The organism is Pseudomonas sp. O230 (assembly GCF_045447035.1).
In the GTDB taxonomy this organism is placed as follows: domain Bacteria; phylum Pseudomonadota; class Gammaproteobacteria; order Pseudomonadales; family Pseudomonadaceae; genus Aquipseudomonas.
The window spans coordinates 26184-38883 of sequence record NZ_JBJGXN010000002.1 but is presented as its reverse complement, the minus strand read 5'-3'; the positions used below and the strand labels follow the sequence as shown (position 1 = coordinate 38883).

Here is a 12700-nt window from a genome sequence, read left to right as displayed (position 1 = left end):
GCTTTCAGCCAGGTGGCCCGCCCACGCTAAAGCGCGGACGAACCGGGCGGCCCACCTCATACCCTCAAAGGAACACGCCATGGCCCGTACATTGCTGGATGTCCAGCTCGCCCGACTGCTGTACCCGCTGCTCATCGAACTGGCCAGCGCCCAGCAGACCCTGACCTACGGCCAGCTGATCGAGCGCGCCCAAGCCCGTTACCCGGATGATCAGCGGGTGGCCAACCTAATTCCAGTGCGGATGGGGCGCATTCTCTGGGTGATCTATGACTTCGTGGCAGAGCGCGACCTGCCGCGTTTGACCCTGATCATCGTCAGCGCCGGCGATCAGTACCCGGGCAGTGCCATGTGGCAGCACGATTGCGCTGCCGAACAACAACGCTGTTTTGCCTTTGACTGGTCCACGGCCGATCAGGCCTTTGACCGGTACGGCCAGCATAGTGAAAAAGCGGTCACGCCCGTTCAGCGTGTGCCCCGTGAGCAAGCGAAACAACTGATGGCCGGCCACTACCACGACCCGCTGAATGTTTACCCGAGCGGCATTCGCGCTCTGCGCGAAGCCATTATCGAAAACATCATGAACGGCCTGTCGGTGGCGGAGGCGTTTCAAATCGAAGCGCAGCTACTGACGCCGTCGACGCAGGCTTAACCACCCTTGTTCACCGTTTAATTAGCCAATCCAACGCTTGCTCACCCCCCCTCAATAGGAAACACGCGATGAACCCTCTCCAATGGAATGTCGACACCCTCGCTTCGCTGGATCGTATTTTTTTGCGCAAGGTGATGAAAAACCTGCGATCCGTTGAAGGCGCGACCGTGCAGTTCGGTGAAATGGGGCAGGGGATCCAGCCCAACTACCAGGTGTGTTTCCACAATGGCAACGTGAATCCCTATCGCGGCGCCAATCACAAGCCCTTCATGCCCCGTGGCACCTTTAATCAGGAACACATCCCCCAGCCTTTTTCGTCAGTGGACCTTCAGCGTGCATTCGACGCCGCGGTTGCCGCACGATAGAGGCAGGGCCGGCGTCAAACCGTCGCGCAACGGAGGCACCAGGATAATCGAAACCCGGTATGTGGTTGAGCTTGAAGCGCGTCGCAGATGTGCCGCCGGGGCAGTAGCACTGCTTGCGTTAAAGAGAAGCGTACAAGCTTGCGAGAGCCGTTGGGTACGCTGCTGTAGGAGCGGTAGTTGGTCGTCGGTGGTCGTGCAGAGTTTCTCTTTGTGAGAGTCGATCATCGTCAAGATTAATTTCCGAAACCTCTATTTGCGCATACAGGTCGGGGTTTGTTTTTTGACTGAGCGTAAACGCGCAGATTTGAGCTTTCTTGAGTGTAAGGGTTGCAGGTCTGTGCTGCCGCTCCCTTGGTCACCTCGCCGCTCATCATTGACTTTAGCACTCTGTCTATCCAAATTTTTTCGACCCTCTCCGCCAGAGCCGGCTCTGCCGGAATTTAGCCAGTGGGGTGATTCTATGGGATCACCTATTGGTGATGGGCTTTAGGACCTTCAATTTGGATTTGTTTAAATACTATATTGGTTCCTTTACTGATAAGTTGCTTGAGCTAATGGGTTCTGTCACAGCTGTCATCTGGATCCGTTCCGGCACCTGAAGTACGGTTTTTTTTGTAAACAATAAAAAGGTTTTTTTGTTTTTTTTGTCCCGTCCCTAATTAATAACGGGGGGAGAGTTTTAGAGAGGGGGGACCTTAGACAATCTGCTCTTTAGGGGAGATGTGTCGTATGTCCATTGACAGTATTTTATAAGCCAACATCAGACGACATTCATGCCAAGAGGATCGTGGCGAATATCCAGTCTGTCCCGCCCCTAAACAGCACAGACCTGATTCGATTTGAGATACGTGTACTCGACCGCTTTGCCTACGCGTTGGCTAGTCAGCAGACCTTTCTCGACGCCTTCTTTGAGCAGCCTTTCAACAGTCTTGATCGACTGACTCCCTTTCAATGCATCTATCAGAACGGTCTTTGTCAGCGTGTTCTCAGCTCCGAAAGCATCTGACAATTTTGATTCAATAGAGACCTTTTGTGGTGGCAACACCGCCGAAAAAGACAAGTCGTCATTACCTACCAAATGCATTCGTTCTGGCAGATTGACATCGCGACCGGAAAGACTCAGCCGATAATCGTTTTTTGCTTCGTTTGGACGTACGATTGAGAGAACACCATTTACTTCGCCGTGGATTGCGGACGCGCCACGCATGGCACCAGCACCCATGGCGCCACCCTGAAATTGAGGTTTTTTGTCGTGGTGGACCACTATGTGTGCAACCCCTGCGCACAATTTTCGAAACGCGAGCATTACCTGGGCCATTTCGCCGTTGTCATTTTCTTTGGCAATGTGGCACCTGGTGAGTACGTCCCATACGATCAGATCCGGCTTGATTGTATTGATATAGGGGGTGACCTTGGCTAGATCATCTGAGTTAAGTACGTTTATGTTCATGAAGTCTTTACATATGAAAAGATTGGCGTTGTTGGACATTTTTTCACGATCGTTACCATGAAGCCGTAGGGCCCGGCTACCGCAACTACGTTCTGACATTTCCATGTCCATATAGAGCACTTTTTGATGGCCGTTTGCTTTGAATCCAATGCACTCTGAATTCAAACTTGCTGCTACAGCGAGTTGAAGGGCGAGTCTTGATTTTCCTGTCTTTGGGGCGCCGGATATTATCCACTGCTCTCCACGCTCAATGAGGCCTTGAATGATCCATTCGGGTTTTTTGTCAGCGTCGTTGAGCACTTTACGCATGTTGCAACGTGCAAAAATTTCTTCAGCCGTCATCATGGTCATGGAATGTCCTGATAGGAGTGTCGTATGGATATGCCAAGCGGCAATTTTTTAAAGTGGTTTAAATGTGGCTGGTTAGGTAAGTGTGTTGCAGGAATATGCCAATCTGATCTTAAATTATAGACAAGCGACTGCCCTTGAAAGAGCCAAGTTATAAATACCCTAGGCGGGCTGAAAAAGCCGAAAAGAGCCTGATTCTCGCATTCACGTAAACACGAAAATTTGGTCGATTAAGGACTGAAGATGACTAAAAGTCTTTGGGTAAATTGAGTTTTGAAGTGTGGTTTTGCTGGATGCTGGAAAGGCTTTTTTGTACTGGCATATGACTCACCTCATTTGCTTGAGGTTTCCCATAATAAGCCGCTCTCATATTGCCGTCAATGAAATTATTTTTTTGTCAAGCGTTGTTTTGGTATTGTTTTTTCTAAAACTCCCGGCGGGCTTGGTCGTATTTGACCACTTAGGAAGGCAAAAAATTTTAGTTTCCAGGTGTCATTGAGATTTGGATGGTTTGAAGGGCAGGTTTTCGTTAAAAAAGGGGGGGCTGAACCTGATTTCGCAGCTGTGTAATGGTTGTGCGTTTCGCGAAGACGGGGTCTGGAATCGGCCCCTGGTTACACAGCGGTGTAATGGTTGTGCGTATCGCGATGACGGGGTCTTGAATCGGCCCCTGGTTACACAGCTGTGTAACCGTTGTTCGTTTTGCGATGACGGGGTCTTGGATTAGCGCCTGATTACACAGCTGTGTAATCGTTGTTCGTTTTGCGATGACGGGGTCTTGGATTAGCGCCTGATTACACAGCTGTGTAATCGTTGTTCGTTTTGCGATGACGGGGTCTTGGATTAGCGCCTGATTACACAGCTGTGCAATGGTTGTGCGTTTCGCGATGACGGGGTCTTGGATCAGCGCCTGATTGCACAGCTGTGTAATGGTTGTGCGTTTTGCGATGACGGGGTCTTGGATAAGCGCCTGATTACACAGCTGTGTAATGGTTGTGCGTTTCGCGATGACGGGGGCTTGGATCAGCACCTGATTACACAGCTGTGTAATGGTTGTGTGTTTCGCGATGACGGGATCTTGATACAGCCCCTGATTACACAGCTGTGTAATGGTTGTGCGTTCGCGATGATGGGATGTTGAATCAGACCGTGATTACACAGCTGTGTAAGCGAGAAGGCACCTATTACGAATCCGATTCGCTGCTCCTGCGTGATACTTCCTCAATAAATGGCATCTTGCCGCCAAGGTCGGCCAGCCGATTGCCAGTCTGCACTCTCATAAAAACTTTTGGGGTTTCGTAGAAAGTGCCTGCTTCCTGCATACCAGGGGCGACCATCTCAAGTGCGGTTTTGTAGATGTCGTCATCAATGCTGACAGTTACTCAAATCTATTGGTCTCAGTGGGCTAGAAGGGATAGCTACCGCCAATGGATCATTTCCCGCGAGGCGGGGTGCTCTGACAATCTGAGGTCACTATTGCTGCGATGTGTAAAGGGGGAGACTTTCCTCATTAGGCAAAGCGCTGGGCCGTGGCGCTGGTTGTTCAAGCCGGAGTAACCCCACGTCAGCGTGACTGATATTGGCTGTCTGTCAGGACTGGCCGTTAACGATCAAAAGCGTGTAAAAATACCTCCGCGAACCAGTCAATGATTTCTCAGTGCTTCATCGCAGGGATCGCCTATGAAGCGCTTTATTCAAAGTGAACATCGAGAATCAAAGTGAACGTTGAGGTCAAAGCACCTTACTTTCCTAGAGCCTCGACGACTTCATCACTGATACCAACCTTGTGCGGGTAGTCGACGAACCCGATCTGGTCAATCTGGGTTTTGATAGCGTCATTCCAGCCCAGGCTGTGTAAAAAGACATTCACCGTTTTTATCTAGTGAAGTGGAATAGAAGGCAAAATTGCTTACGCGGCGGTTTGGACTCAGCGTGAATTAACGGCAAGTCTCTTGAGTCGCGGAAACGTTTGCCATTAGCATTCTGAAGCACGCGATATTAATAAGTGGTTACCCGGCCTGGTCGCATCACTCCAAGGTTGCTAAAGAAAAAATGGGGAGCTGCTCAGCACGTAGAGATTTTACTGTGAGTGCATGCAAACTCATCTATGAACTCAACATTATTCCATGCAAATTAAGGTTTAACGGAATGCACTTCACGTTTAATTTTCTTTATTCAAAAGTATTTGAGTTTGACGGACCAATCAACTGAGTCGTTTTAGTGTCAGGTGGTTAAAACGCGCACATCCACATAGCAAGCGTTATGTTCTGCAAATCTTCGCATGCTTAGGGCATGTTCAAAGTCGGATACCTTACCTGTAAACAGTTAAAGTAATTAATGAGGTCTCAAAAATTCAACACTAAAATGATATAATATATTCAATGATTTGAATTGCAAGCTATGTTTCTCCCCCGTACCAAACCTCGTTCCTCGGTCTGGCACGGTATCGAAACGGGCTTGTGCTCAAACCCTTCGGGTTCTGCGCCAAAATCAAAAACACCAATAAAAATAATAAAAGGTGAATTAATGGAAAAGGTTAAATCCAAGGGTGGTCGCCCTAAAAAAGATAATCCCAGAACTATAGTTTCCGAAGTGTATTTAACTCCGGAAGAAGCAGCAGAACTCAAGGGAGCAGCCAAAAAATTCGGTTATGCTTATCTCTCGCAATTTTTGAGGCTTGCAGCATTAGCACTTATTAAGCAGAAGGATATTGGTCTAGACGCAAAATCAGCTGTCATTTCAGCCTATCTAAGCGGTCTAGCAAGCGATATACATGCTTTGAATGATCTGTGCAGCCATCCCAGCATGCCGTCAGCAGCATTTGTGCTCTCTGATTCCGCTCGGAGAAAAATAATCAAACTGAACGAATCAATCCAAAAAACAATAACAATAAATGGAGCATCAAAATGATAAGCAAGGGTAAAGAATTCTCTCCGACTTTTAGGAACCGAATTGTCTATGAGTTTGCGGCACGAGCCCAGGATTTCGACAAACGAAAGCATGTTGAGTTCATCGGTGGAAACCTGATATCAAAAAATCCCTACTACGAGATAATGGATGAGGGAGAGAGAAAGGTTTTTGTTGATGTTGAGCCGTTCATTCACGAATTTGAAAGTTATACTCGTCTCTATAAAGGTGAAAGCAAGAAACTCTGTGGTCACTACATTTTATCTTTATCGAAAGGTGAGGCATTAACGACAGCAGAATGGACAGAGGCCGTGAGAAAGTACATGAGTGATCTTGGGTACGATGAAACGACAAAATACGTCGCAGTCATACATCGAGACACAGATTGTGAGCACGCTCATATCGTTAGCTCAAGAGTTCGGTTGGTTGAAGCTGATCCCCTGAGTTCGCGCAGTGCTCTTGGGGCACACTTCGAGCTGGTGAGCGATAGCAACGACAGATTTAAAGGAATGGATGCCGTCAGGGAGATTGAACAACTATACAACTTGGCGGTACCTGTCAGTGACGGGTGGACAAAAGAACCCTGTGTAGGTGACCCTGAAATGGATCAGGCTCATATCATTAGAGGTATTTCAAAGGCTATCTTTAAAGCGAACAACCGCCCGGTAAATATGTCACAACTTGTTGATAGATTCGCAGAGCGTGGCATCCAAATTCGTGTTCGTGATGAAAACGGTGTTGTGGAGGGGGTAAGCTACAGACTCGATAGGCAGGACGGTCGATGGATTAGCGGCAGCACAATTATGGCTACGAAGCTGACTTTTCAGTCCTTACAGCGCAACGGTGTTGCGTACCTGTCCTCCCGTGATAACGCAAAGCTTGGCATAGGTATGCCAACAGCATCTCCAGACGCGCAGTCCGTTCGTAATGATGGTGTGTTGTTCCGCGCATACGTAAAGATCAGCAAGCCGAATGAGCGTTTGAAAACCTACCTTAGCAAGCATTCCAAGTGTACAAACATTCACTGCTTCAATGACCGTACTCAGCTATTTTTGGGTTTTAACTTCGGTATTTCATTCACCACGCGTAAGAAAACACGTAGTGAGGTCGAGCTTGAGATCGAAAGAGAGCGCGTCGCTAAATTGCTCACTGAAATGTTCAATCTTATTCAGGACATCATGGACACGCTTTTTCGTGGGATGGCTGTGCATTTCGACCAAGATGCAATTGTCGCCGATTATCCTCAGACAGCCTTACGGCTAAGTACACCAGTCGTGGTGGACTCGACCGGTCAGTTCGTTCTGGACGAGAACTGGGAAGAGAGTGTCTTAGTGCAAACCAAAAAGCAATTATCGAGCCTCGCCAAAATGTGTTACGAGAGTGAAAAAGAAGCGATTCTCGGGCTTGACTTATAAGAAATTGTTAAGCCGGAAATAGTGATCGGTGGGTCTGATTTTTTGGTTTCTTTGCCCCCAAATAAAACAAAACCCCGGAGTCAAGAGGTTACAACGGGGTTTATCAGCGTTCAGGTATATTCGAGAAAAACTTGTATGTGGTGGCGCTACTGGATTCGAGCCAGTGACCTCTCGATTATCAGCCGAGTGCTCTAGACCAGCTGAGCTATGCGCCAATGAAACATAGGAAATCTGTAGAAAAGTAGGTCCTTTGCTCGTCTTTCCGAACCGTCAGAATCATGACCAAATGGAATTTTAGGACTTCCGTTTCATTCTTCTATTATGAATCCACTAAACGCTTTACTCAATACTTTTACGTAAATATATAGATAAAGTATGGCCGTCAAATAGTTTTAATTTTGTTATAGCCATTTAAGTTAACCATTCATAATAGTTGCCACCAATTGATCCAGATCCTAAGAACATTAAATCTCTCGGGCGCGGTGCCCTACTGGGATTTACGATGGCAGTTAGAAGGCAAAAATTATTAAAAATTTTAATGAATACTAGAGTAAATTGTTCTGTCCCTCCTGTACCTGAAGATGCTGTAAAGCTTCCAAAAACCTCCGAGCCTTATTAAAGGTGGCTTGAAGTTCGGATGTTTCTTACAGAACTCGTGAATCTTGTGTACGAACCAGTAACAATCGACTGCACACCTAAACACCGATATACACCGGATTCGCCATTTCTGGCACAAACATTCTGGTAGAGTTTAAGGGCGCATTCGAAAAAGATGAGCCGGGGAAATACGAAGCCGTTTATGAACAATCTGGTCATGCATTTCTCTTCATCTTCAAAGACGCGGTACAGAAATCGCTTGGGAAAAACCTCGCAAAGATGGCACCCGCTGCTTCATGACGAATGGGTTAAACGCGGTAAGCCTTTTTTACTGCACCTTTGAAGATGAGTTCGCTGACTTCAAAAAAAGCAAAGAGGCTTCAGAGATAATCAGGCGTCACAAAATAACGCAATATTAAAAGTATCATGATTTATTTGCGTTTTAATAAGTGTGCTTTAGATATAATTTTTAGTATGTTATAATAAAAACATAAGAACGATAATAAGGAGTAGCAATCAATGTATATTCGCATGACTCAAAACTGTGACAGAGTTGTAGTTGTCAAATCAGTCTCAATTGCTGTTGTCGCGTTCGACGCGGATCAGAAACCCCTCAAGGGCGTCCGCAAAAGCTCAACTGAGCAAATCGCCTCGTTTGATCTTTTCGAGACCATCACGCATCCAGAAATTTCAGCAGAACAAGCGGCTGAGTTTGAGTTCTGGAGAGCGAAACAGATCAGCAGAATTCACAAGGCATTCATCGAGGCAGCAGCATCAGGAAAACTTGGCGGCACGCCAGTCCTGAAGACTCGGTCCGATTTCGGTGATCAATCGGCCAAAGTTGGCGAATTCAGCGGGATCATCAAACCGGTGATAGAAGTGCAGACGGGCTTAATCAAGAGCGCAATGTCTGGCCAGAAAAGTGACCTAGCGTTCCCGAAAGGGCCAATTGATGGAGTAGATGCACAGTCCATCATTAGCTCGATCTTGGAAATCTCTTCAAGAATTTTGAGGCATCAGCACCGTACCGGCCTCAAAGGCGACGACCTGTACAGCCTGGATGATTTACTAAACATACGTGCCGCTTGGTGCGCCCTTGGGGCATGCATGGAAGACGACGTGGCTGGTCAGGGTAAAATTGAAGGTCCACGTGATGGGCGGACAGCTGCGAAGGAGGGCAGAGCGATGTTCAAAGATCTAAGGAAGAGCATCACGGGTTGATTTTCACCCATCCTTAGGCTCGAAATGGGTGTAATTGGGTGCGTAATTGGGTGTCGACTTTCATGAGAACGATCGGCAACCACCCTCGAACCCGCTGGTCAGCTTCGGCGAAGCCGGTCAAAGGTTGTCCCAATTTACGAAGAAGCCGAGTGGCTGGATTAGCTGATCAACTCGTATCCCAAGTCGACCGAAGCTAGAGCATTATCGTAATCGAAGCCTATCGTCACTCCATCCAACTGCGATAAATCCATAAATCCACCGCAGTTGACGATCAGTTGCAGAATCACCTTTTGGAATGCCTCCCTCCACGGGGCGTCCTAGGGCATGCCCCTGATAGAGAGGTTGCAGGTAGGCGGAACTGAGGTTGGTATCGGTTTGTACGATCCGTGTTTTTCGTCTTCAGACATGAATTTCATCCTTGGAAATATGACGTTGAGAAAGGCAAATGCCGGCGCGGACGGAAGCTTTACTCTCATAAGCTCAGCAAGGGTGTTGGAGTTTCTGACGGATGACGACCTGCCCCGTCAGTCGAGCATAAATGCCCAACCTGCGGAATTTGTCATAACTGTCGGGCTGACGGACAGTGCTGTTGAAGCTTCGTCGCAATGACGGCTGCTTCGCTCGCGGACCTAGGTATTCAGGAACCGCTTGAGAGTGAGACAGGCTCGTATTCAGCCAGAAGCCTTCCACTTAGTCATCGTTTTCACCCACGCTTTCGTATTCTTCGTTACCGCGGCAGCTTCGCGCGGGGTTCCAGAATCCGAGCCTATGTGCGCGATTGTTCTGATTACGCAAACACTGAAGTCGCCGAGAATGGAATTGTTGGTGCAGTAGCGGGCTTGTAGCCTCCAATGCGCCGAACACCACGATTCGCCAACGATCGGGTGGAGTCCAAGCCAAGACTTATCAAGAGCGAGTTCATCGCGTTTCACCTTGCGTTCGGACTGATGCCCCAGTCGGGGTATGGCATCTAATAAAAATAAGAGGAAGGCAGGTATGAACATTCGTGCATGGTTCTGTGCGGCAACCCTGTTCGCTCCCGTTATGGGTGGCGGCGTATTGTTTCCCACGACGGCTTCGGCCGCCGACGATCCAATGGGCTCACTGGCTCGCGGGATATTCGGCGACAGTATGGAGCGTGACCATGGAATCAAGGTCTACGGTTGGGCTCAGGCGGGTATGAGCTACAACAATAACGGCACGGATGACGTCAGCAAACAGAGCTTCTTTACGTCCGACGAGGGTGTAAACCTCAATCAGTTCGCGTTGGCCGTAGAAAAGAAAGCTAAAAGCAATGTGGTCGGTCGTGTAGGTCCGTTTCCCGGTCCGATGCCGCAAGAAGCTGACTGGGGGTTTAACGTCACGACCCTTTACGGCAAGGATGCGCGCTATTTCAAGACCTACGGCTGGGACGAGGACTTGGGGGTTAATCGCGACAACAAGGCCGAAGACGAAGCCTTCACAATCGCTCAGGCCTACGTAGACTTCTATTTTCCGGTACTAGGCGGTTCGGATCTGATGATCGGGATTTTCCACACACCACTGGAAAATGAGATTGGCTTTGCCTTGCCTTCCCCCGCACCAACTGACTTCTACTCTCACACCTATTCCTTCATGCACGGCCCGGCGAAACATGCCGGCGCGTTGTATTCCTTCAAATTGCCCTCGGCGCCCGGGGAAAGCATGCTGGGCTTCGAACTGGGTGTGGTTCAGGGCTGGAACAACCTGCAAGACCCCAACCACGACCCGGACGTGATCGCCAACGTGCGCTGGCGCTCGGCTGATTTCAGCACTTGGATTGACTGGGAAAACATCTACGGTAACGGCGCCGGCGACAGCTTTGCCGAGTGCAGTTGCGGCTCGCCGCTGCCGGCCGGGACTAAGGACGATGACTACAAACGCTTGGCCTCCTACCTGACCTTGTCGCAAGTGCTCGACCCGAACAACCGTGTGGCCTTGGAACTGAACTACGGCAAGCAGGAGCAGGGGGCTTTCGCCGGCTTCGCCAACAAGAATGACGCCACCTGGTACGGTACCGACCTGAACTGGTACCACAAACTCAGCGAAAACCTGATGTGGAACAGCCGCGCCGAATGGTTCTACACCGATGCGCCGGTCCACGTGATGATGGCCAACATCGACCCCGACACCGGGATTCCCGACCCGACATGGGGCAGTTTCTACGGCGTCACCACCAACTTGGCGTGGACCCCGACCCCCAACGTGCGCCTGCGTCCGGAGCTACGTTACGACTTCCATTCCGGCCCCGGCCGCGATGCCTATGCCGATGGGCAAAAGGACTCGCAGGTGGTGGCGTCCTTCGACGTAACGCTGTTCTTCTGACCCGACTCTTCCGGTTTTCCCCTGACCCTGCGTGATGGCCCCGCCACACGTTGCGATCCTGTTCGTCCAGGCTGGAGCCTTCACATGACAGACAACAACGATAAAAACCTGTTTGGCCGCGACGTTTCCCGGCGCGATTTCCTCCGCGGTACCGGTGTCGCCGCCGGTGGCGTGGCACTGGCGAGTCTGCCGTTCAACTTCGCCATCGGCGGCGAGCGGGTGATCAAACTCGGCTATGTCAGTCCGCAGACCGGCCCGCTGGCGCCCTTTGCCGCAGCGGACAATTACATCATCGAATCGCTCAAGCAAACGCTGAAAAACACCATCACTGTTGCCGGCAAAGCTTATCGCCTGGAAGTGATCGTCAAGGACAGCCAGTCCAACCCCAATCGCGCGGCAGAGGTGGCCAGCGAGTTGATCCTGTCGGACCAGGTCGACCTGATGTTGGTGTCGTCGACGCCGGAAACCACCAACCCCGTGTCCGATCAGTGCGAAATCAACGAAATTCCGTGCATTTCCACAGTGGCGCCATGGCAGCCATGGTTCTTCACCAGGGGCGGCAAACCGGATCAGGGTTTCGAGTGGACCTACCATTTCTTCTGGGGTTTGGAAGATGTGATCGGCACCTACACCGCCATGTGGGGCGCGATGCCCACTAACAAGGTGGTCGGCGGCCTGTTCCCCAATGATGGCGACGGCAACGCATGGGGCGATCCGAAGTTGGGCTTCCCGCCGGTACTCGCACAAAAGGGCTTTCAACTGGTCGACCCAGGTCGCTTCCAAAGTCTGACCGACGATTTCTCCGCGCAAATTGCAGCATTTAAAAAAGCGGAAGTCGAGATCGTCACCGGTGTGGTGATTCCACCTGACCTCAGTACTTTCTGGACCCAAGCTCGGCAGCAAGGCTTCAAGCCCAAGGCAGTCTCGGTGGGTAAAGCTCTCTTGTTCCCGACTGCGGTCGAGGCGCTGGGGAAGGCCGGCAACAACCTGTCCACGGAAATCTGGTGGAGCCCGACGCACCCGTTCAGCTCTTCGTTGACTGGCGCAAGTGCGGGGCAACTGGCCCAGGGTTTCACCCAAGCCACCGGCAAACAATGGACACAGCCGCTGGGTTTTGTGCACGCACTGTTCGAACTGGCGGTGGACATCCTCAAACGCACAGAACAGGTCGGTGATGCCCACGCGGTTCGGGATGCCTTGCTCAAGACCAACCTCAACACCGTGGTCGGGCCGATCAGTTGGAATGGCGGGCCGGTCAAGAACGTTGCCAAGACCCCGCTGGTCAGCGGCCAGTGGCGTTTGGGCCAAGACAATAAGTACGACTTGGTGATCACCAGCAACACGACCGCGCCGGCGATTCCGCTGGGCGGCGAGATGCAGGCAATTACCTATTGATCGCGCGACT

The 12700-nt window shown here is 50.2% G+C and carries 8 protein-coding genes and 1 tRNA gene; 7 read left to right on the top strand and 2 right to left on the bottom strand.

Annotated elements, in window-relative coordinates; translation table 11 throughout:
• The first annotated feature begins 79 nt into the window (after positions 1-79).
• A complete protein-coding gene (locus tag ACI77H_RS03420) occupies positions 80-649 on the top strand; it encodes a hypothetical protein (protein WP_282483152.1) in 570 nt (189 codons plus the stop codon).
• 68 nt (positions 650-717) lie between these two features.
• Positions 718-1014, top strand: a complete 297-nt coding sequence (locus ACI77H_RS03415) for a hypothetical protein (RefSeq protein ID WP_282483153.1) — start codon at positions 718-720, stop codon at positions 1012-1014.
• An 814-nt stretch (positions 1015-1828) separates the two neighbouring features.
• Here ACI77H_RS03415 and ACI77H_RS03410 read toward each other — a convergent pair.
• Positions 1829-2815 carry an AAA family ATPase gene (locus ACI77H_RS03410; protein WP_205893181.1) on the bottom strand — a complete coding sequence of 329 codons (987 nt, stop codon included), beginning with the start codon at positions 2813-2815 and terminating at the stop codon, positions 1829-1831.
• Positions 2816-5338: 2523 nt separating this feature from the next.
• On the opposite strand from ACI77H_RS03410, the gene ACI77H_RS03405 reads away from it, so the two are divergent.
• Both ACI77H_RS03405 and ACI77H_RS03400 read left to right on the top strand, forming a co-directional pair.
• Complete coding sequence (locus ACI77H_RS03405; protein WP_282483154.1) at positions 5339-5722, top strand: hypothetical protein; 384 nt, start codon at positions 5339-5341, stop codon at positions 5720-5722.
• On the top strand, positions 5719-7134 hold the full coding sequence (locus tag ACI77H_RS03400; protein WP_282483155.1) for a relaxase/mobilization nuclease domain-containing protein: 1416 nt from the start codon (positions 5719-5721) through the stop codon (positions 7132-7134). Before ACI77H_RS03405 ends, ACI77H_RS03400 begins: the two co-directional genes overlap by 4 nt.
• A gap of 138 nt (positions 7135-7272) precedes the next feature.
• Here ACI77H_RS03400 and ACI77H_RS03395 read toward each other — a convergent pair.
• A tRNA-Ile gene (locus tag ACI77H_RS03395) sits at positions 7273-7348 on the bottom strand.
• 902 nt (positions 7349-8250) lie between these two features.
• On the opposite strand from ACI77H_RS03395, the gene ACI77H_RS03390 reads away from it, so the two are divergent.
• The 3 genes from ACI77H_RS03390 to ACI77H_RS03380 all read left to right on the top strand — a co-directional run bounded on the left by ACI77H_RS03390 (position 8251) and on the right by ACI77H_RS03380 (position 12690).
• Entirely contained in the window at positions 8251-8952 is a 702-nt protein-coding gene (locus tag ACI77H_RS03390) for a hypothetical protein (RefSeq protein WP_282483156.1), read from the top strand.
• Positions 8953-9948: 996 nt separating this feature from the next.
• Positions 9949-11295, top strand: a complete 1347-nt coding sequence (locus ACI77H_RS03385; RefSeq protein ID WP_407010356.1) for an outer membrane beta-barrel protein — start codon at positions 9949-9951, stop codon at positions 11293-11295.
• Positions 11296-11379: 84 nt separating this feature from the next.
• Entirely contained in the window at positions 11380-12690 is a 1311-nt protein-coding gene (locus ACI77H_RS03380) for an ABC transporter substrate-binding protein (protein WP_205894067.1), read from the top strand.
• Positions 12691-12700: the final 10 nt, after the last annotated feature.